The sequence below is a fragment of the Sphingomonas molluscorum genome (assembly GCF_039522995.1).
Classification (GTDB): Bacteria; Pseudomonadota; Alphaproteobacteria; order Sphingomonadales; family Sphingomonadaceae; genus Sphingomonas; species Sphingomonas molluscorum.
Window position 1 is genome coordinate 24,085 of sequence record NZ_BAAAEL010000002.1, and the last position, 20,104, is coordinate 44,188.

25 protein-coding genes are annotated in these 20,104 nt (G+C 62.5%); 14 read left to right on the forward strand and 11 right to left on the reverse strand.

Annotated features, from left to right (window positions below; genetic code table 11):
* Positions 1-24 precede the first annotated feature (24 nt).
* Together ABDZ92_RS04550 and ABDZ92_RS04555 are read left to right on the forward strand one after the other, a co-directional pair.
* Complete coding sequence (locus tag ABDZ92_RS04550; RefSeq protein WP_168847354.1) at positions 25-474, forward strand: hypothetical protein; 450 nt, start codon at positions 25-27, stop codon at positions 472-474.
* Positions 475-562: 88 nt separating this feature from the next.
* Complete coding sequence (locus ABDZ92_RS04555; protein ID WP_168847400.1) at positions 563-964, forward strand: RidA family protein; 402 nt, start codon at positions 563-565, stop codon at positions 962-964.
* A gap of 31 nt (positions 965-995) precedes the next feature.
* Here the strand turns inward: ABDZ92_RS04555 and ABDZ92_RS04560 are convergent, their stop codons facing one another.
* Genes ABDZ92_RS04560 through ABDZ92_RS04570 form a run of 3 tightly spaced genes read right to left on the reverse strand, consistent with a single transcriptional unit; the run spans position 996 to position 3,238 of the window.
* A complete protein-coding gene (locus ABDZ92_RS04560) occupies positions 996-2,276 on the reverse strand; it encodes an MFS transporter (protein ID WP_343761795.1) in 1,281 nt (426 codons plus the stop codon).
* A complete protein-coding gene (locus tag ABDZ92_RS04565; protein ID WP_343761797.1) occupies positions 2,273-2,764 on the reverse strand; it encodes a DM13 domain-containing protein in 492 nt (163 codons plus the stop codon). The genes ABDZ92_RS04560 and ABDZ92_RS04565 overlap by 4 nt, the downstream gene beginning before the upstream one ends.
* A 3-nt stretch (positions 2,765-2,767) precedes the next feature.
* Positions 2,768-3,238, reverse strand: coding sequence for a TlpA family protein disulfide reductase (locus ABDZ92_RS04570; RefSeq protein ID WP_168847352.1), 471 nt, complete (start codon positions 3,236-3,238; stop codon positions 2,768-2,770).
* A gap of 430 nt (positions 3,239-3,668) precedes the next feature.
* Between ABDZ92_RS04570 and ABDZ92_RS04575 the strand changes: the two genes are divergently transcribed.
* Complete coding sequence (locus ABDZ92_RS04575) at positions 3,669-5,285, forward strand: FAD-dependent oxidoreductase (protein WP_343761800.1); 1,617 nt, start codon at positions 3,669-3,671, stop codon at positions 5,283-5,285.
* A gap of 458 nt (positions 5,286-5,743) precedes the next feature.
* On the opposite strand, the gene ABDZ92_RS04580 is transcribed toward ABDZ92_RS04575, so the two are convergent.
* A complete protein-coding gene (locus tag ABDZ92_RS04580) occupies positions 5,744-6,307 on the reverse strand; it encodes a TetR/AcrR family transcriptional regulator (protein ID WP_343761802.1) in 564 nt (187 codons plus the stop codon).
* Positions 6,308-6,431: 124 nt separating this feature from the next.
* Here ABDZ92_RS04580 and bdcA point away from each other — a divergent pair, with 124 nt between their 5' ends.
* Entirely contained in the window at positions 6,432-7,145 is a 714-nt protein-coding gene (gene bdcA / locus ABDZ92_RS04585; protein WP_168847349.1) for an SDR family oxidoreductase, read from the forward strand.
* A gap of 19 nt (positions 7,146-7,164) precedes the next feature.
* On the forward strand, positions 7,165-7,818 hold the full coding sequence (locus ABDZ92_RS04590; RefSeq protein WP_343761805.1) for an NADPH-dependent F420 reductase: 654 nt from the start codon (positions 7,165-7,167) through the stop codon (positions 7,816-7,818).
* A gap of 157 nt (positions 7,819-7,975) precedes the next feature.
* Here the strand turns inward: ABDZ92_RS04590 and ABDZ92_RS04595 are convergent, their stop codons facing one another.
* The 7 genes from ABDZ92_RS04595 to ABDZ92_RS04625 all read right to left on the reverse strand — a co-directional run bounded on the left by ABDZ92_RS04595 (position 7,976) and on the right by ABDZ92_RS04625 (position 12,171).
* Entirely contained in the window at positions 7,976-8,917 is a 942-nt protein-coding gene (locus ABDZ92_RS04595) for a VPGUxxT family thioredoxin-like (seleno)protein, type 2 (RefSeq protein ID WP_343761807.1), read from the reverse strand.
* 62 nt (positions 8,918-8,979) lie between these two features.
* Entirely contained in the window at positions 8,980-9,294 is a 315-nt protein-coding gene (locus ABDZ92_RS04600; RefSeq protein ID WP_168847346.1) for a hypothetical protein, read from the reverse strand.
* Positions 9,295-9,322: 28 nt separating this feature from the next.
* Positions 9,323-9,874: a 3'-5' exonuclease gene (locus ABDZ92_RS04605; protein ID WP_168847398.1), complete on the reverse strand. Its 552-nt coding sequence runs from the start codon at positions 9,872-9,874 to the stop codon at positions 9,323-9,325.
* Positions 9,875-9,936: 62 nt separating this feature from the next.
* Complete coding sequence (locus ABDZ92_RS04610) at positions 9,937-10,227, reverse strand: DUF2218 domain-containing protein (RefSeq protein ID WP_161731355.1); 291 nt, start codon at positions 10,225-10,227, stop codon at positions 9,937-9,939.
* Between the two features lie 69 nt (positions 10,228-10,296).
* Positions 10,297-10,587, reverse strand: a complete 291-nt coding sequence (locus ABDZ92_RS04615; protein ID WP_343761811.1) for a DUF1330 domain-containing protein — start codon at positions 10,585-10,587, stop codon at positions 10,297-10,299.
* A 62-nt stretch (positions 10,588-10,649) separates the two neighbouring features.
* The gene (locus ABDZ92_RS04620) at positions 10,650-11,081 is read right to left on the reverse strand and encodes a GlcG/HbpS family heme-binding protein (protein ID WP_168847345.1); all 432 of its coding nucleotides are present in this window, start codon (positions 11,079-11,081) and stop codon (positions 10,650-10,652) included.
* A 76-nt stretch (positions 11,082-11,157) separates the two neighbouring features.
* Positions 11,158-12,171, reverse strand: a complete 1,014-nt coding sequence (locus ABDZ92_RS04625; RefSeq protein ID WP_343761814.1) for a zinc-binding alcohol dehydrogenase family protein — start codon at positions 12,169-12,171, stop codon at positions 11,158-11,160.
* A 614-nt stretch (positions 12,172-12,785) separates the two neighbouring features.
* On the opposite strand from ABDZ92_RS04625, the gene ABDZ92_RS04630 reads away from it, so the two are divergent.
* From ABDZ92_RS04630 to gnd, 9 genes are all read left to right on the forward strand, one after another.
* Positions 12,786-13,391 (forward strand): sulfite oxidase-like oxidoreductase, encoded by a 606-nt coding sequence (locus ABDZ92_RS04630; protein ID WP_168847189.1) that lies wholly within the window; start codon positions 12,786-12,788, stop codon positions 13,389-13,391.
* A 34-nt stretch (positions 13,392-13,425) separates the two neighbouring features.
* Positions 13,426-14,130: a ferredoxin reductase gene (locus ABDZ92_RS04635; protein ID WP_425542279.1), complete on the forward strand. Its 705-nt coding sequence runs from the start codon at positions 13,426-13,428 to the stop codon at positions 14,128-14,130.
* Positions 14,131-14,196: 66 nt separating this feature from the next.
* Positions 14,197-15,462 (forward strand): thiolase family protein, encoded by a 1,266-nt coding sequence (locus ABDZ92_RS04640; RefSeq protein ID WP_343761819.1) that lies wholly within the window; start codon positions 14,197-14,199, stop codon positions 15,460-15,462.
* A gap of 14 nt (positions 15,463-15,476) precedes the next feature.
* On the forward strand, positions 15,477-15,749 hold the full coding sequence (gene grxC / locus ABDZ92_RS04645) for a glutaredoxin 3 (RefSeq protein ID WP_343761821.1): 273 nt from the start codon (positions 15,477-15,479) through the stop codon (positions 15,747-15,749).
* A gap of 64 nt (positions 15,750-15,813) precedes the next feature.
* A complete protein-coding gene (locus tag ABDZ92_RS04650) occupies positions 15,814-16,095 on the forward strand; it encodes a DUF427 domain-containing protein (protein ID WP_168847185.1) in 282 nt (93 codons plus the stop codon).
* A gap of 24 nt (positions 16,096-16,119) precedes the next feature.
* The gene (argS, locus tag ABDZ92_RS04655) at positions 16,120-17,862 is read left to right on the forward strand and encodes an arginine--tRNA ligase (protein WP_343762107.1); all 1,743 of its coding nucleotides are present in this window, start codon (positions 16,120-16,122) and stop codon (positions 17,860-17,862) included.
* 78 nt (positions 17,863-17,940) lie between these two features.
* Complete coding sequence (locus ABDZ92_RS04660) at positions 17,941-18,231, forward strand: hypothetical protein (RefSeq protein ID WP_343762109.1); 291 nt, start codon at positions 17,941-17,943, stop codon at positions 18,229-18,231.
* 173 nt (positions 18,232-18,404) lie between these two features.
* Positions 18,405-18,899: a Dps family protein gene (locus tag ABDZ92_RS04665; protein WP_343761824.1), complete on the forward strand. Its 495-nt coding sequence runs from the start codon at positions 18,405-18,407 to the stop codon at positions 18,897-18,899.
* A 185-nt stretch (positions 18,900-19,084) separates the two neighbouring features.
* A complete protein-coding gene (gene gnd, locus ABDZ92_RS04670; protein WP_343761826.1) occupies positions 19,085-20,062 on the forward strand; it encodes a phosphogluconate dehydrogenase (NAD(+)-dependent, decarboxylating) in 978 nt (325 codons plus the stop codon).
* Positions 20,063-20,104: the final 42 nt, after the last annotated feature.

The following is a 20,104-nucleotide window of genomic DNA, read 5'->3' on the forward strand; positions in this document are numbered from 1 at the left end:
ACACTGAAACACAACGAGGTGATCATGGACTGGAACAAGAGCCACATCCGAGAGACGATGCTTTCTCTGGAGACCGCAGCGTTGCAGAGCGCTCGCGAAAACTATCTGGACTATGTCTCTACCGCGCGACTTGATCGCAGCGAACCGATCGAAAACGACGAACTGGCGCAGGCCGAGGTCGCGAGTGACTTCGCCGAAGCGCTCGATGACACGCTCCATGACTATGCCGAGAAACTCGAAAAGCTCAGGACGATCGATTTTGGCCCCAAGTCGGCCGTCGCCGAAGGCGCTGTCGTCAAGCTGTCCGGCCGCTACTTCGCGGTCGCGGTGTCGACGAGCAGGTTCACCTGTCAGGGACGTGAGCTGATGGGCATTTCGACGATGGCGCCGATCTTCGAAGCGATCGAAGGTGCCCGCGCCGGCGAGACCGTGCAGTTCAACGGACGGGATCTCGTGGTGGAAGACGTGGAATAGCGCGCACTACCAAGCCGCCGCGCAATGCCCTTTCTGCATGCATACGGTCCCCGCAGCCGCATCGACCTGTCAGATCAAAGGCAAACTCATGACAACACCGTCATTCTTCATCACCCCCGGATATGGGCAGCGCCTGCATGACGCGCTGCATTACTCGCAGGCAATGCGCGTTGGTGACCGCGTGGAGACCTCCGGACAGGGCGGATGGAACGACGATCTCGTCATTCCGGAATCGATCGAGGAAGAGATCGAGCAGGCGTTCAAGAACGTGGAACGGACGCTCGCGACAGCCGGGGCACGTTGGGAGCATGTCGTCCACGTCAACTCCTACCACGTCGGGGGCTTTCCTCCGGTGATCAACGAAACAATGGCTAGGCTGTACCGCCACTATATGCCCAACCGCGCGCCAATCTGGACGCAGTTGGGAATCGAAGCGCTGGGGCTTCCAACGATGCGTATCGAAATCAGGGTAACGGCCATCATCGCCTGACCAGCGCGGTTCGTGCAGTTGGCGTGCCGCGTTACGGTCGAACCCCCTGCGACCGCTTCTGCATACACATCATCGTATCAAGCGATCCGGTGATCATCGGCGTGCTTGGAGAACGGGGGGCAGGCTTGGTTTGGGTCGAGCGGCTTGGGATCCGGGCGATGGCCAAGGCCGCCAGGAGTGTGAGCAACGCCGCTGCGTAAAGGAACAAGCCGCCCGGGCCCAGGATCGTCATCGCTGTTCCCCCGATAAGCGGGCCAGCAGCTGTCCCTATCCCGTTGAGCAGCAGCAGGGCGCGTGCGGTACCGAGCAGCCGGCCGGCCGGAAGATCGTCGTTCGCGACGGCAAGGCACAGCGAATAGATCGGGATGCCGAAGCCGCCGAACAGCGCGCCCGCGGCAAGGAGCACGGCCAGAGGCGCGTCCACCGCCAGCGCTACGCCGATCGCAGCCGCTGCCGACGCCAGTGCCGCACCGGCGATGACGAAACTCCGGGGCACTCGATCCGAAAGCCAGCCGAGCGGCCATTGCAACACCAGCGTTCCGCCAAGCACCGCGGCCATGAAAGCCGATATCCCGCCCACGCCAAGTCCGATCCTCTGGGCGAAGTTCGGACCTAACCCCCAGAAACCGCCGATAGCCAGGCCTGCCAGGAAAGCGCCGGCCGCAGGGAGCGGTGATACGCGTACGAGGTCCCGAAACGCGACCGGCTCCTGGGCCACCTGGGCCGGCGGACGACTGGGCAGCAAGGTGATGGGAACCACCGCCGCCGATATCAACAGCGACACGATGAGGAACAAGGTCACGTCGACGGGCGGCGCGACGTTGAGCAGCGCCTGCCCGATTGCCCATGAGCCCATCGAGACGATACCGAAGATCGACAGGAGCTGGCCTCGCGTGGATGGCAACGCATGGGCGTTGAGCCAGCTCTCCGTAGCGAGGATCATGCCCGCATAGGCGAACCCGGTGATCAGGCGAAGCGGTATCCAGGCAAACGGTTCCACGAACGCCAAATGAAGAAGGGCAGTCATCGAAGCGATAGCCGCAAAGCCGGCGAAGGTTCTGACGTGCCCTACGGAGACGATGATCCGCGGCAACACTAGCGCGCCGATCGTGAAACCCGCGAAATAGAAAGACATCATCGCGCTGATCGCGCCGGTCGAAAAGCCCTCCTGGCCGGCTCTCACGATCAGGAGCGTGCCCAGCAAACCGTTGCCCAGCAGCAGAGCGGCGACACTCAACAGCAGCGCCGCCACCGGCGCGAGAACGAGGCCGCGTCTGCCCGCCGACCTCATGGTATCCATGGCCGCGCTCATTTTCTCGCCTGGCGCGAGGGTTGATATTCTGTCGAGGTGATGAACTGGTCGAATGCTTCGCACCAGATGACGACCGTATCGTAATCGCGAACATCGACACCGGCAGGCACCTCGACGATGAAGCCGTTGAACGCTTTCACGTCGCCCACGCGGACCGATCTGTCTTTGATGAGGAGGAAGGCCTCCTTGGTGTCGACGAAATGTGGTGCAAGGTAGAGCTTGTAGTCCGGTCCGGGGGCGAGGCGCCCGATATGGGCGATACGGTTGCGCGACACCCGGATCTCGCCTTCCCCCCAGTGAAGCAGATCGCTGCCATTGAGATCGCGGGCCAGACGCCCTGCGTAGAGCGACTCGGCTGAAATGGTTCGCAAGGCCGCCGCGTCCGGGGCTCGGGGGGCGGTCAGGATTGGCAGCGTGTAGACGCCGCCCGCAAAACCGATGGCAAGCATCGCGAGATGGGTGGCAATCAGGATGACCCAGCGCCGCATCGGTTACACCAGCTCCAGTCCCTTCACGAGCTGATCGGCGTCGAGATGGAAGTCCGAGAAGACGATCCGGCCGCCAGCGTCCATCACGGAGAACCAGGGCGTTCCCCGGGTGCGGTAGTCCTCCATGAAGGTGGGAAGAGTCGCGCCGGCAGGTGGCTCGTCCTGGCCAAACGCGATAGGAAGCTCATACTTGAGCTGATTCACGCGCAACTTCTCAAAGGTGTTCTCATCCGCCCCTTCGAAGACGGTCTGGATCACCGCGAAGCCAACGCCCCTGAGGCTCAACGCGCTGTGCAGCCTTTGCAGCGTGGGAAAGCCATGCAGATGGCAACCATGGCACCAGTGCTGGAAGGCGAACAGGATCTTCGGGCCCGCGCCGAGGTCCGATAGCTTGAGCGGCGCGATGCTACCTCCATCAGCGCCGATCCATTTCTGCACGCGCAGCTCGGGCGCTTGTTCTCCGGCGACGCTCATCTGATCCTCCAATTCCGACGCTGAAGCCCAATGAATGGTCGCGCATCGCGATGGCGCGCGAACCTCCGGGCTGGTTTTGCGCCCGCATCCCAAATAATTGATCGCTCGGATCGCCACTTTGTCCGAATTACACTCGGAGCTCTAAGGTTTCTCCTGCCGGACTATGAGGGCATGCGCGCAGTATTTCCAATAGCCGCGCGACATAGTTTCCATACCTTACCGCACCCATCCCTCCAGCAACTTTACTTAGCTATTGCTAATACCCTGAGATGTGAGGCGCAATTTGGCTCTGGCCCGTTGAGAAGTCTGACGAGCGACTTGAAACCGCTAATGGATCGGCCGGATTGCGCTTCTGCACTCGCATCTACTCTTGCGCAGCCAGGCTACCGGGGCGACTGTCGCTCCGACGGGCAACACGGGGCGGAACGTAATGGAATCAATCGGGCGCGACTTACGAGAGATGCAACGTGTTCCCCTTTCTGCGACGCATGTCGCGGCGCTGAAGGCAGTTGGCACGATTCACCGCTATCCCGCCGGCACGTTCGTCGCACGTGCCGGGGAGCCCGCCAACCGCTTCGTCTATGTCGAGGAGGGCGAGATCGAGGTCGTGAACCCCTTCACGGACGAGCGCCATATTGCCTCAACCCTCGGGCCAACCCAGTTCATGGCGGAAATTGCGTTCCTTAACGGCGGCAACTGGTCGCTGCCGATGCGAGCGGTCACCGACACCACCGTGATCGAAGTGCCGCGCCCGGACATGTTGCGACTTATGTCCGAAACGCCGGAGATGTCCGACATCGTCATCACCGTGCTCTCGGCGCGGCGACGCCAGCAACTCGACAGACGTTACGGCACGCTCGTTTTGATCGGCGAGGAAGTGGATCGAGGCGTGCGCCGGATCGCGGAGTTCGCGAGCCGCAACCGTCTGCCCTATATGTCATATGCGCTCGGGAGTGCGGAGGCGGCGGCTGTCGCGATGACCTGTTCGACGTCACCGGACAAGCCGGCGGTAGTCTTCGGGCGCGATGTGGTTGTCGCCGACCCGACCCCCGACAAGGTGGCGCGCTTGCTCGGCCTCAATCACGATCTCGTCGACGATGAGGCCTTCGACGTTCTGATTGTAGGCGGCGGGCCTGCAGGAGTGGCAGCAGGCGTCTATGCGGGCGCTGAGGGGCTACGTGCACTGGTGATCGAGGATGTGGCGATCGGAGGTCAGGCGGGCACCTCGAGCCGGATCGAGAACTACATGGGTTTTCCGACTGGGATCTCTGGCGCCGACCTGGTGTGGCGCGGCGAGGTCCAGGCTATGAAATTCGGCACGCGTTTCGCGATGCCGCGGCGGGTAGTGAAACTGGAACGTCTGGAAGACAGCTCGTTCTGTGCGACCTTCGACAACGAACAACGGGTCCGCGGGCGGGCCGTCGTCGTGGCGACCGGTGTCCAATATCGCCGGCTGCCGATCGATCGGCTTGAAGCGTTTGAAGGGGCCGGTGTCTATTACGCGGCTACCGAGAGCGAGGCGCGCTATAGCCGGGACACCGAGACGATCATCATCGGTGGCGGCAACTCCGCCGGTCAGGCAGCGATGTTCCTCAGCCGCTCTGCGAAGCATGTTCGTGTCCTGGTTCGCGGCAGCTCGCTTGCGTCATCGATGTCGAGCTACCTGTCCAGCCGGCTCGTTGCAGACCCAGCGATCACGATCGAATATGGCACGGAAGTCAGCGCCCTCCACGGATCGGACAGGCTCGAGGCGGTCACGATACGCGACGTGCATCACGGCTCGACCCGCACGCTCGATTCCGGCGCGCTCTTCGTCATGGTCGGCGCTGCACCCAACACCGCATGGCTCTCGGGGCTCGTCGCGCTCGACCCCCACGGTTTCGTCCTGACCGGGCAAGAGGTGGACGGAGCCTCGCCTTATGAGACCTCGGAGGTTGGCATCTTCGCGGTGGGCGATGTCCGCGCGGGATCCGTGAAGCGGGTGGCATCCTCGGTGGGCGAAGGCTCGGTCGTGATCTCCAAGGTTTGGGCCCACGTTCGGGTCTAATGCCGACCGCCCGCGGTTCCGGTGACAGATCCTACCTTGCACGCCGCTCAGTCCGGTTCGGGACCACCGGCACCATGCCCAATCAAGGGTCACGACACGAAAGTGAGTTTTGCATACGCTAAGAGCGAACAGAACGTGTCCGTGAACCCGTCGCCCGCCGATATTGTCCGGCAACCCATCAGAACGGTGGGCTGTCGGACACTATGACGCTGACCGGCATACCAGCCTTTGACGGCCAACGGCACGAATCGCCCAAACCCAACCCTTCAGTAGGTCGGCTCACCTTTCCGAAACCAGCATTCTGCCGTGCCAAAACATTCCCGTTTTTCCATGTAGGACGGGTTGATTTGAGAAAACTCAATCGGGAACAGATTTCGAGAAAATAGCTTTCCCGGGGGCATCAAAAGACCGATTCTGCCAGCTTTCTCGCTACACTTTCCTTTACGGGAACGTCGTGTTCACTTTTCCCGACCTTGCCTATTAAGCGCGAACGTCTGTTCAAGACCGACTCCTGCGAGACGGGCGGTTGCGAGCAGGCGATCAAGATTGTGCCCGTTACGGGCGCTGGCGGACAGCCCGGCCATTACGGTGCTCATATAATCTTGGATACACGCGGCTTGATCGGGATAACGGGCGGCAACGAATCGATAAATCGCCTCCTCCGCAGCCGTAATGAAAGCGCCAGCAGCGCCTTTTGCTTCTCGGTCGGCGCAGCGCGCACCCTCGATGACGAGGCAACCCGCCGCGCCGGGATCGGCTGCGTAGCGCCGGACCGCCTCTTCCAGCACCGCCACGAGACATTCCGCGATCGGTCGATCCGCGCTTAGCAGATCGGCCAGCGGGATCGCGCCCTGGGCGGCATAACGATCGAGGACGCGGCTGTAGAGGTCCGCCTTGCTACCAAAGGCGGCATAGAAGCTGGGCGGATTTATACCGATCGCCTGGATGAGGTCAGCGACGCTGACCGCATCGTAGCCGCGGGCGTGAAACAGGCGCTGGGCGGCCGCGACCGCCTCGTCCAAGTCGAACTGGCGCGGTCGGCCACGTGTGCGGCGGCTTTCTGTATGCTCCACTACAAATACCTTGACGCGCGGGGTTGAACCATTTATGTAGCGGATCGTAAATTATTATTCAAGGAAGAGTGCGATGGGTGCGTTCGAGGGAAAATCCGTTCTTGTGCTTGGTGGTAGCCGCGGAATTGGCGCGGCAATCGTTCGGCGCTTTGCAGCGGATGGCGCGACCGTGGTCTTCACCTATTCCGGCTCGCGAGACGCAGCCGAAGCGTTGGCGGCCGAGACGCGCAGCACGGCCGTGGAGACGGACAGCGCGGATCGCGACGCGGTGATCGCCCGCGTGAAGGACAGCGGCGCGCTCGACGTGCTGGTCGTCAATGCCGGCATCGCCGTGTTCGGCGACTCGCTGGAACAGGACCCGGACGCGATTGACCGGCTGTTCCGGATCAATGTTCACGCGCCGTATCATGCGTCGGTCGAGGCGGCGCGACAGATGCCCGAGGGCGGGCGCATCATCGTTATCGGATCGGTGAACGGCGATCGGATGCCCGTTCCCGGCATGGCGGCTTACGCGCTCAGCAAGTCAGCGCTGCAAGGGATGGCACGTGGGCTGGCACGCGACTTCGGGCCTCGCGGGATTACGATCAACGTCGTGCAACCCGGTCCGATCGACACCGACGCCAACCCGGCAGACGGACCGATGAAGGATCTGCTGCACGGTTTCATGGCGATCAAGCGTCACGGCCGGCCGGAGGAAGTCGCGGGCATGGTGGCATGGCTCGCCGGACCGGAGGCAGGGTTCGTCACCGGCGCCATGCACACCATCGACGGAGCGTTCGGTGCCTGATCCGTTGGAGCGTTCAACTATGGCGACCATCGGCATCATTGGTGCGGGGGAGGTCGGCAGCCAGATCGCCCGCGCCGCCATCGCGAACGGCTACCGGGTGGTGATCGCCAACTCGCGCGGACCGGAAACTTTGGCCCGCCTGGTCACCGAACTCGGGCCCGACGCGCGCGCTGCGACCGCTGCCGATGCGGCCGAGGCGGGGGATTTCGTCGTGGTGGCGGTCCCCCTCAAGCTCGCCAACGACATGCCGGTCGAGCAACTGGCGGGCAAGATCGTGCTCGACACCAACAACTACATGCCGTGGCGTGACGGGCGCTACGCCGTGGTAGACGTCGGTGAGAAGACGGAGCACGAGCTACGGCAGGAGCAGCTCCCCACCTCTAAGGTCGCGAAGGCGTTCACGCACATTCAGGCACCGCGGCTGTTCCTGTCGGCGCGGCCATCTGGCACGCCGGGGCGGCACGCGCTGTCGGTATCAAGCGACCACCCCGAGGCGGTGGAGCTGGTCACGCGGCTTTACGATCAGTTCGGCTTCGATACGGCGGACAACAGTCCACTTAGCGAGTCCTGGCGGAGCGGCCCAGGACAGCCCGCATGGCACGCGCACGAACATCAGACGCTCCCCGAGTTGATCGTGAACCTTGCCAAGGCGAGACGGCTCCCGCTGAGGTAGAACGGCCGGCTCTGCCTTTCTCGAAACTCGATCCTTTTCGAGAAAGGCAGACGCGTCACGCGATCGTATCGATCGACCCCTCCTGCCCGAAAGCGGTTGGACCGCTTCTTACCATTGTCGTCGTTCGCTATCCGTTCGCTCCCAGCGTCCGCAAAATTCACTTTCGGGTTGTGACTCCAATCAGACCCAGTTGCGCCGCGAGCGCGGGCCAAATCTGCCGAATGTCCTGATGATACGCGTCGCCTGCACTCGCTTCCTGCAACCGAGGGTCGGCTAGCCATGCATTTTGCTGAGGGCTGAGCAGGTCGGCGATGGGCATGTGATACGGCACCGCCAGATTGATTTGCGTGCGTTGGGCCGGTGTCAGAGGCAGGTGGCGGGCAGCATGCTTGCGCAGGTAGAATTGGGGCTCGCCGTCGAGGTTGAACAGGGCGCCTTCGAGCGGACTGAACCCCTCAGTCCTGGCATAGCTATTCAGCTTGGAGCGCGAGGCCACGCGCGGGTCGAAATCCACCCGAACCACTTCCTCTCCGTCGATCCAGCCCGCCTCGGTCGTCACGATCGCTGGATGCTGGGCGAGGCTCGTCTCGCCCGACCAGAAACATGGTGTGGTGTAGACCGCGCTTTCAGCGAGGCTATTTTCAACGAGCAGATCGCGCCCAAGCAAGCGGAAGTAGCCGGGCAGGTCGCTGCCGAGCCTTTCGAGAACAGCGGTAATCTTCTCGTGCAGTCCGAGCGCGTCATAGCGATCGGCCAGTTTGGGCACGAGCTCGGCTCCGTCGGGCCCGAGGAAGCGCACCACCGGGTTGTTCCACGATGGCTCGCCAAAACGCCGCAGTATCTCGGCGTCCTTGCCTGGATGGTTGTTGAAGATGGCCACCGGGATGAAGTGATCCGCAATCAATTCCACCATCAAGGGATGGGTGAGAACATCCTGCCCAAAGTTTATGCACGTCGAACAGCCCGGCACCTCCTGAAATAACAGGAGAATAGGTTTGCCTTGATCGGACGCGGCTACGAGGCCGCGCTCAAAGTCGCGCAACCACGCGACTTCCCCGAGCTCATGATGCTCGCGAAACGAAACTAGGTTGTCTTGCATATCGGTGACCTAGTGTGGCCAGCATGCGATACAATATGCTGGCGGGGTGAGAAGGGCTTCGCTCAGCGACCGTAACGGTCGTGCTGGTATGCCAACCCCCGGCCGTCGAGGTTGGCAACCCGGATCGCGACCGCTGCGAGTTGACCTTCAGTCAGTTGTGGGAAATTCGGGCTCGCGAAGTGAGTGACCAGGGCCATCTCGCGGTCAAGGAGCAGTTGTGCTTGGGTTTCCCGGCCACCGATCGACCAACATAACTGTTGCCCCTCCCGCTGGACCAGAGTGACGTGAAAAACATGCTGGGCGAACGTGCAGAACAAGAAGCTGCTGCCAAGCGACACCTCGCGAGGCAGACTGGCAATATCCAGCCACTCGATCATCGTTGTCCTCTCCACGGATTTTCGCCTCTCATCGATTAGCTTCGAACGCATGCGCCAGTTCGGAAACGGCAAGCCAACGCTCGCGCTCGCGCTGAGCATCCTGCAGCGCGCGGTGTGCGGGTGGGCGATCGTCAAAGCGTCCAGCCGCGTCCGCAAGGATTTTCCTTATCGCGCGGGGAATCCTCGAAGAGGGCACATGCGGCGCGAGGAGCGCTTCCGCGAGTTCTGACAAACCGAGATCTGTATCGGTCAAACGAACGGCGTGACGCGGCAGCCCTGCCGATCGCAATAGGGCACTGAGCCATTTGCCGTCCCATGAGGGGGCGCTTGCGAAGACCTCATGCCCCTGGAGCGCTGTCACCAGCCTGTTTGCTACGTGTTCGGTCGTGGCGCCGTGTTGCAACAATTCCTCCCGAGAGATGCCATGTATCGCCTGTGCTGTTGGGTCCCAATCCGTCCATTTATCGATCGGTCTGATCAGAAATGCCTCGGCGGCACCGTCCTCGAAGACCCAGGCGACCTCGATAGGATAGCCGTGCCGGCCGAGCGAGGAGGCCTCGAAGTCTATGAAAGCCCGCATCCCCAAGGCTCAAATCCGTGATTGATACGATGCCGACGCGATACAGCGACGCCCCGGCGCCATCATGATATTTCATGCCAAACGCATCGGACCCCGGTGTCGTGCTCTGCGACGCGATCAACGTGCTTGGCGACGGATTCCTTGGTTGCATCGAAGCGTTCGCGGTCGGTGCCCACCAGCCTCAAGGAGAGGCTGTCGCCGTCTGCGGTCAGTACGAGCTCGCCGCCCGGAAGCTGGATTTCGGCCGTCAGCGTGTCATACCGAACCGGATAGGTGTGAACCCACGCCTCAGCGAGCTTCGTCAGGTATCGACTCGATTCGATCGTAGCGATGCGTGCCTCTGCCTCGATCATCTAGAAACTCCTGGTTTTCGTGCTTGGACACATACCTCGCGGTCAGCGCCGACGTTATTTGCTGGTGTTTTACTTCCGCCCCTCAACGATGAATCCGCGGTAGCGGGAACCGGCAAAGCGATGCGCGGCGATCGTCTGGTAGGCGGGGCTATGATACCAATCATGGGCGGCCTGCATCGTCGGAAACCGCAAGATGACGGCCCCCTCGATGTGCGGCCCCTCCAATTGCTCCATAGCGCCATAGGCGGCCAGGAAGGTTACGTCGTGGCCGTCGAACGATGGGCCGACGCCCGCGGAATATGTTGCGAGTTCGTGCGGATCGGTGGTTTCCTCCCGCGTGAAGACGACGAACGCTTCCATGACATGATCTTTCACAAGGTTGGATCCGCAGGCCATCGCCGCCGGCGATGGCCTGATAGTCGTCAGGCTGGCAGCTCAAAGCCGATTTTCTGAAGCGCCTCGACGCAGGCATCCTGATCCTGCTGATAGTTGCCGCCGGAGATGCCGATCCCGCCGATCAACTTGCCGTCCTCCAGGATCGGATAGCCGCCGCCGACAGCAACCATCCTGGGGCGATAGGCCAGCGGCGCCACTTTCGGATCGTTGCTTACATAGTCGTTCCAGACATGGGTCGGGAACCCGAACGAGGCTGAACTCCAGGCCTTGTCGATGGCGACATCGACCGTCAGAAACGGCGCATCGTCGGTGCGCTCGAACGCGCGCAGGTTACCGGTGGCGTCGACGACGGCGACGGCGGCCGGGATGCCGATCGCACGGGCCGCGGCGATCGCCGCGTCGATAAGGGCGACCGCGGTTTCGCGGTTGATCGAGGCGGTGGCAATGGATTTGCTCATGGGGTTTTCCTTCGCCGGGGGCGTGATCGGTCCGGCATACTTGAGGTCGGGGATAGATGTTTGGCGGTGGCAGCCGTCAGAAGCCTTCGAGGACGATCTTGCCCTTGGCCGCCCCACTTTCGATCAGCGCATGCACCGTCTTCAGATTGGCGGCATTGATCGGCGAGAGTCGCTTGGTCAGCGTCGTGCGGATCTTGCCAGCATCGACCAGCACCGCCAGCGCATCGAGGATCTTGCCCTGCTCATCCATGTCGGGCGTGCCGTAGAGCGACCGTGTGAACATCAGCTCGTGGTGGATCGACACCGCCTTTCGCTTGAACAGCATGACGTCGAGTGCCTTGGGATCGTCGATGAACGCGAACCGTCCTTGCGGGGCGATCAGCTCGGCGATGTCGGCGGCATGCTGCTCGGTATGCGTGGTCGAGAACACGAAGGCGGGAGCGCCGATCCCGAGCTCGGCAATCTGTGGCGCGAGCAGCCGGGAATGGTCAAGGACGTGGTGAGCGCCGAGTCCCCTCACCCACTCCTCCGTTTCGGGCCGGGAGGCGGTGGAGATGACGGTGAGATCCGTGCGCTGTCGCGCGATCTGGATGGCGATCGAGCCGACCCCGCCCGCGCCACCGATGATGAGGATCGCCGCCGCCGCACCGGGGACGGGCTTCGTCACGTCCAGGCGATCGAACATCGCTTCCCAGGCCGTCAACGTAGTGAGCGGCAGCGCCGCCGCCTCCGCCCAGTCGAGCGACGCCGGCTTGCGACCGACGATCCGGGCGTCGACGAGATGGAACTCCGCATTCGTGCCGGGCCTTATGAGCGATCCGGCATAGTAGACCTCGTCGCCTTCCACGAACTGCGTCACTTCGGGGCCGACCCCGCGCACGATCCCGGCGGCATCCCACCCGATCACCTTCCACTCGCCATTGGCGGGGGGCGTGCTGCCGCGGACTTTGTAATCCACCGGGTTGACCGAGACGGCCTTCACCTCAACGAGGATATCGAGCCCCGCAGGGACAGGCCGGGGAAGATCGATATCGACCAGCGCGGCATCCTCGGTGATTGGTCCTGGAACCTTGTAACCAACGGCTTTCATCAGCGTCTCCAGCTGCAGCACTCCGAACTCTCGATCGCTCGGATCGAAAATTCTTCCGGCATGCATTCTTTATTCAGAGGTTTCTCGCCCCGGACTATGAAGATACGGGTGCAGTATTTCCAATAGCGACGAAACATAGTTTCCATACCCTTAGTCGCCGTTAGATTCGGGGATCGCACTAACGACGGGGTAGAGCGATGCAGGCAGCAGCCTCCACGGTTGAAGCCGGGCAAAGCCGGCCATCAGCGGGCATCTCGCAAAGCGTTCCGAAGACCCCTTCCCCCTTTGGCCGGCGGTTCCAGCGATTGGCAGTCGGCGTGCGCGCACCTTGCCTCCTTCGACGGGCTGGGATGAGGAAGATGCCCCTGCAGCACTGTTCCCAAGCTATAAAAACTATAGCGACGGGGTATTGGGAAATCAGACAAGCTTGGCGCTATAGTCGACGTGGAGTCATCACGTTTCATGGTGTGCGAGATCATAGCTATTCTGATTGAGCGTGTGGCCTTTTAAGTTCCAGTCGACGATCCGATCGGCAATTGCGCCGGCAAAGATCTCGCACGAGATCCTGAGCTAAAGCCGGTTCCGGTCTGTCGTGCCAAGCAAGGGGATTAGCCATGGTCACAAGAGGATTCACCGGCCGCGGCTCGGGCGGCGACCAGTCCGGTCGCATCCCCCCAGGCCAGCACCTCGTCGAGAATTTCCCGGTCCTCTCGGCCGGACCGACCCCGAACGTGGAAACCGCCGACTGGAAGTTCACGGTCAAGATCGGCCCAAAGCCCGTCAAGGTGTGGAACTGGATCGAGTTCAACGCCCTCCCGAAGACCAAGGTGACCAAGGACATCCACTGCGTCACCTCCTGGTCCAAGCTCGATACCGCCTGGGAGGGGGTACTCATCGAGGACATCCTCGCAGACGCTGGGCTCGACCATCCCACCGATTTCGTCCTTGCGCACAGCTACGATGGGTATTCGACGAACGTGCCGCTCGCGGACCTGCTCTCGGGCAAGGCGATGATCGCCCTCACCTATGCGGGCAAGCCGCTTCCCCGCGACCATGGCGGGCCGGCGCGCCTTCTGGTTCCCCACCTCTACCTCTGGAAGTCGGCCAAGTGGGTGAATGCACTGCAGTTCACAACGCGGGACGAGGCGGGCTTCTGGGAGCTACGCGGCTATCACATCTACGGCGATCCCTGGCGCGAGCAGCGATACACCAATGACTGAGGGCGGCGCACAGCTCGCGTCGTGGCAATCATGCGTGATCGAAGAGATCGTCCAGCAGACGCCTAGCATCAAGAGCTTCTTCCTGCGGTTGAGCAAACCGTTCGCGCACATCGCTGGCCAGCACGTCGATGTTCGGCTGACCGCACCCGATGGCTACAGCGCGATGCGCAGCTACTCGATCGCGTCGTCGGCAGCCTCGTCCCCGATCATCGAACTCGCAATCGAGCGCCTGCCGGATGGCGAGGTCTCGTCGTTCTTTCACGATGTCGCAGCGATCGGCGACGAAATCGAGCTCCGCGGTCCGCTCGGCGGTCATTTCCTGTGGCCCGAACCAGCCGTGGACGCAGTGCTGCTGATCGGCGCCGGCTCCGGCCTCGCGCCGTTGATGGCAATGATCCGACAGCGCCACGCGCTAAAGCCGGCCGTGCCGACAGCGCTGCTCCTGTCCGCACGAACCGCCGAGGACGTCCTCTTTTCGGAAGAGCTTCATCGCACCGAGATCAACGATGCGGCCTTCGTCCTGGCGCTGGCGATCACGCGCGAGGAACCGGTCCGCGCATCGGACTTCGGGCGCCGGATCGACGGCGCGATGGTCCAGGAAATTGTGGCTCGGCTTCACCGAAAGCCGACCCAGGTGTTCGTCTGCGGCTCGAACGGCTTCGTCAACATCGCGACCGAGGGCGCACTGCTGGCCGGCCTGGACGCCTCCATCATCAAGACGGAACGCTACGGTGGCTGACGGAACGAGCCGCCTCGCGTTCCGCCTATCGCGAACGTGCAGCCCGGAAATAGTTTGGAGACCAGCATGAGCCGCTTTGCCGAACCCGTCTTCGTGGCCGCCGGCCTCCGGACCCCCTTCGGCCGCGGTGGCGGAGCGCTGGCCGCCTACGACGCAATCTCCCTGTCCGTGCCCGTGGTGCAGGCGATGGCGGCACTCGCAGAACCTGATCTGCTCCTCTGGGGAACCGTGATCCCGAATTTGGGCTGGAGCAACATCGCCCGGGAAACCTGGCTCGATGCCAAGCTCAATCCGAACGTGCCGGCACTATCTGTCGTCCTGGCATGCTCTACCAGCATGGTGGCGACCTTCGCTGCCGCAGGGATGCTGGGCGGAGGGACCGACCTCACAATGGTCGGCGGGTCCGAAGTCATGAGCCGCCCTTCCGTCGCTCTGACGGCCGATGCCTCAAAGCGGCTTACCGACCTTTTCGCGCAGGATGCCGCGGCCGCGCTTGCCGCTCTCCAGGCCCTTACTCCACGCGACTATGTGCTTCCCACCAAGGGCTGGGCCAACCGGATCACCGGCAGGACCATGGGCGATCATATGGAGGAGACCGCCAAGGCCTGGCGGATCTCGCGCGAGGCGCAGGACGATTGGGCGCTCAAGAGCCACCAGCGGGCAGTCGCTGGCTGGGAAGGCGGCTTTTTCGACGATCTCGTGATTTCACTGCCAGAGCTTGCGCGCGATGCGAACCCGCGTGCCGACACGTCCGCGGAGCGGCTTGCCGCACTCAAGCCGGTATTCGATCGCGACAGTGGGAGGGGCACCCTGACCGCCGGCAACAGCTCACCGATTACCGACGGAGCCGCCGGGTGCTGGGTCGCCACTGAGGCCGGCGTGGCGAGACTGCCGGCAGGCACTCCCTACGCCCGGCTCGTCGACTATGAGGTTTCGGCCGTCGATTACCACACCGAGGGCCTGCTGATGACGCCCTCCTATGGCATTCCGCGCCTGCTCGCCCGCCACCAAATCGGCTTCTCAGACATCGCACTTTGGGAAATCCACGAAGCCTTCGCAGCCCAGGTGCTGGCGAACGTCGCAGCCATCACCGATCGGGAGTGGGTGCGCGAAACAGCCGGTGTCCAGGCCGCCATGGGTGACTTCGATTGGGACCGCGTCAATCCAAACGGAGGCTCGGTGGCTATCGGTCATCCGTTCGGCGCCACGGGCGCGCGCGACCTCAGCCAGGCGGTGAAGGAACTTTGGGCATTGCCGGGCGGATCGCGCGCGATCGTGAGCATCTGTGCCGACGGCGGTCAGGGTACCGTCGCGCTCCTCGAACGCCCCTGATCGGAGATCAGAACATGAAACCTGATATCCTCCTCTACACCATGAACTGGTGTCCATTTTGCCGACGGGCGAAGACGCTCCTCAAGGAAAAAGGAGTGCAATGGAAAGAGCTCGATATCGGGGCGGATCCAGCTCACCGACCAGCCATGATTAAAGCTTCGGGTCGAAACACCGTGCCCCAGATCTTTATCAACGGCACGCATGTCGGTGGCTGTGACGAGCTTCTCGTGCTCGATGCCAAAGGCGGGCTCGACGAACTTCTCGCGCGCACGCCGGCTCCGAACTGATCCTTTCGCCGGGCCAGACAGCCCGCAAACCACGCGCCGTTGGCAAATACGAGAGGATATTCCGTTGGTCTCAGCAGTCTGGAAAGACACCACCCTCGCCACAAGTGACGAGACAATCGTCGTAGAGGGAAACCACTACTTCCCGCCCTCCTCGGTCGACCGGACCCTCCTTGAGGCGACCGCGCACACGTCCGTCTGCCCGATCAAGGGCACAGCGCGATACTTCAATGTCCGCGTGGGCGACGCGGTCAACGCGAACGCCGCCTGGACCTATCCCGATCCAAATCCGGTTGCTGAAGCCATCCGGGATCATATCGCTTTCTGGAAAGGCGTGGTCGTTGCGTAGCGGTCCGGACAGGTGGCGCCGCTGATGGCGGCGGCGCTTCACACTCGCTTCCTCGATCATCTGGCGCGCGAATTCGACGCCCTACGATCGTCGGGGGATGTCCCGGCCGGCGTTGAGTTGAATGGACTGACCGTGGAACGGCCGCACGACCCGGCACACGGCGATCTATCGACCAATGCCGCGATGGTACTCGCAAACCTCGCCGGCACTCATCCGCGCCACATCGCCGAGAAGTTGGCGGAGCGGCTCGCCACCCTGTCGGAAGTTGCCGAAGTACGCGTTGCGGGCCCCGGCTTCATAAATCTCCGTCTCACCGACCAGGCCTGGCGAGATGAACTGGCAATCATCGCGGAGCAGAAAGATCGCTACGGGAGGTCAACAATCGGCGCCGGCAGGACGGTGAACATCGAGTTTGTCTCGGCCAACCCGACAGGCCCCATGCATATGGGACACTGCCGCGGGGCGGTCGTCGGAGATGCGCTTGCCAACCTGCTCGCCTTCACTGGCCACCGCGTCATACGCGAATATTATGTCAACGATGCCGGGGGCCAGGTCGACACTCTAGCTCGCTCTGCACACCACAGATATCGAGAGGCCCTGGGCGAGATACTCGGCGAAATCCCGGAAGGCTTGTACCCAGGTGATTATCTGAAACCTGTCGGTGAGGCGCTGGCTGCCGATTTCGGTGACCGCTACGTCCACGCCGCAGAGTCAGCATGGCTCGCGATCTTTCGTGCGCGAGCCGTCGCTGCGATGATGGAGACGATCCGCGAAGATCTGGCGCTGCTCGGCATATGCCACGACCGCTTCTCATCAGAGGCAAGCCTCGTTGCTGCCGGGAAGCCCGATGCCGCCGAGGCCTGGCTGCGCGAGCGGGGCCTTGTCTACGATGGCATCCTTGAGCCGCCGAAGGGTGAAGGCGCTGAAGACTGGGAGCCGATCGAGCTGCCGCTATTCCGGTCGACGAATTTCGGTGACGACCAGGATCGGCCGATCCGTAAACCGGACGGCAGCTGGACCTATTTCGGTGTCGATCTTGCCTATCACTTCGAGAAAGCACGCGATGCCGACGAGCTGATCGACGTCTGGGGCGCCGACCATGCCGGAACCGTAAAGCGCATCGTCGCCGCCGCCGGCGCTCTAACCGAAGGTCGAAAGCGGTTCGACGTCAAGCTGGTGCAGATCGTTCGGCTGCTGCGCGCTGGTGAGCCGGTCAAGATGTCCAAGCGCGCAGGCACGTTCGTCACGCTAGCCGATGTTGTTCGAGAAGTCGGCAAGGACGTTGTTCGGTTCATGATGCTGACCCGCAAGCCGGAAGCGCACATGGACTTCGACTTCGCGACGGTGGTGGAGGCATCGAAGAGCAATCCGGTCTTCTATGTCCAGTATGCCCATGCGCGCATCTGCTCGCTCGCGAGCCGTGCGGTCGAATTTGGCATTGGGCCAGAAGACGAAGCCGATCTTGCTCTCCTGGACAGTCCGAGCCTCACGCTCGTCAAGCGTGCGGCGGAATTCCCGCGCATCGTCGAGGCCGCTGCGGCAGCGCGCGAGCCGCACCGGATCGCCTTCTTCCTCGAGGGGCTGGCCTCCGAGTTCCACACACACTGGAACTTGGGGAATGACGACCCGCAGCGGCGGTTCCTCTACCCGGAGAACGCGCCGCTTAGCCGAGCTCGATTGTTCCTGGCCGCCGCGATCGGACAGGTCATCCGGAATGGGCTGGGGGTGATGGGGCTTGAACCGAGGCATCACATGGAAAGGGCCTAATCCAGTGCAATCTCTGCCGAGAGGTCGTCGCTGGTGGCTTGAACACGCTGCGCGCCTGCCGAATCAAAATTGGTGGCCATGATGCAGCTTGCCGAGTTTGACGCAGCCTTCCGGCGGCTCCCCGAGGGATATAGCCAGGGTGTGTATGAAGGCCGGCGCTTCGGCTTGACCGTCCGGCGGTCCGAGGACGATCGCCGCAACAGTCTCTTTGCCAGGGACTTGGCCGGGACCGACCTCGTCAGCTTCAACCTGTATCGGCTCTCATCAGGCAAAACATCGCTCAAGCCGTGTGAGATGTCGGCGGAAAAGGTCGTGGCGTTCGTACTGGGCTTTCGATCAGACGGAATGGAAGGACAATTCGCGGCCTGACTCAGCGCGCAAGATGCCTGTCCCACAATCTGCAAATGTCGCTCAAGGGTATCGAAACTATAGTCGCGAGTCATTGGACTTCGCATGGCGATGAACTCATCCTCCAGACTTCGCTGCCTGCGGGGAACTGGCGCTGGCTGTCGTTCAGATCATGATTTGAGAAAGTAGAACCGATGACGAATACCAGTGCTGCCGCCGTTCCGACACCTTCAGATCTCGACGGATGTGCGACGATGACCGTCGCTGACGCCCTGAGAGTCATCCTCGCTGACGCTTATGCGATCTACCTGAAAACGAAGAGCTTCCACTGGCACGTTTCCGGGCCCTACTTCAGGGATTATCATCTGCTCCTCGATGAGCAGGCCGCAGAGATCCTCGCTGTCACCGATGCGATCGCCGAACGCGCCCGAAAGACGGGCAACACGACGATTCGATCGATCGGAGATATCGCCCGCCATCAGACGATCAAGGACAACGATGCGGAGTTCGTCACCCCGCAGGACATGCTGAGCGAACTCCGCGCCGACAATCTCCACCTGGTCGAGTCGCTTCGTAGCGCCAAGGATATCGCAGACGCGGCAAAGGACAATGCAACGTCCGGCCTGATCGATGTCTGGACGGATGAGGCGGAGCGCCGCGCGTGGTTCCTCTTCGAAGTCAGCCGCTAAGTCAGCGCCCAGTCGCGACCGGGGCGTGGGATTGATCCACAGCGGCGGCCCAAGGTCCGTCGTTCGTGAATCAGGCGCATTCCTCGATCTAGCCCGACGCTACATGGACGTGCGCGCGCCGGCCGCGGCGCCGTTGGTCGAGGCCGTCCGTGTAGCCGTGAGATCCTGACAGAAGGAGTAGGATAGTGCGTCTTGCAATGATCGGCCTCGGCCGGATGGGTGCCAATATCGCGCGTCGACTGATGCGCGGGGGCCATGAGATCGTCGCCTTCGACCGCGACCTTGCCGCAGTTGCTATGCTCGCGGGTGAAGGCGCCACCGGCGCGAATTCGCTCGCGGAAGTCGTCGCCAGGCTCACTGCCCCGCGGATCTTCTGGGTGATGCTCCCGGCAGGTGTTCCCACCCAAAGCACTGTCGACGATCTGATGGAATTGTCCGAGCCTGGCGACATCATCATCGACGGGGGCAACAGCTTCTATAAGGACGATATCAAACGCGGTGCCGCGGCAAAGGGGAAGCAGCTCCATTATGTGGATGTCGGCACGTCGGGCGGGGTCTGGGGGCTCGAACGCGGCTATTGCATGATGATCGGCGGCGACAAGGAGACCGTCGACCTCCTGGATCCGATCTTCGATACGCTCGCGCCGGGCTATGGCTCGATCGTCCGCACCGCCGGACGCGACGCGACCGACGATCGCGCCGAACGCGGCTATATCCATGCCGGCCCCACCGGCGCCGGCCATTTCGTCAAGATGGTCCACAACGGCATCGAATACGGCCTGATGCAGGCCTATGCCGAGGGCTTCGACATCCTAAAGAGCAAGTCCTCCGAACGGCTCGCGCCCGAGGAGCGCTTCGACATCAACCTGACCGATGTAGCCGAAGTCTGGCGCCGCGGCAGCGTGATCTCGTCGTGGCTGCTCGACCTGTGCGCAATTGGCCTGGTCGGGGATCCGATGCTCGAGCAGTTCACAGGCAAGGTCTCGGATTCGGGCGAGGGCCAGTGGACGATCGACGCGGCGATGGAGGAGGCAGTCCCGGCATATGTCCTCTCGGCGGCTTTGTTCGCGCGCTATCGCAGCCGCGTCGACCACACCTTCGGAGACAAGCTTCTCTCGGCGATGCGCTTCGGCTTCGGCGGGCATGTCGAGATGCCGCAATGAGCGACGCGCCGTGCGCTGACGCAGAAATGGCGATCGACCGTG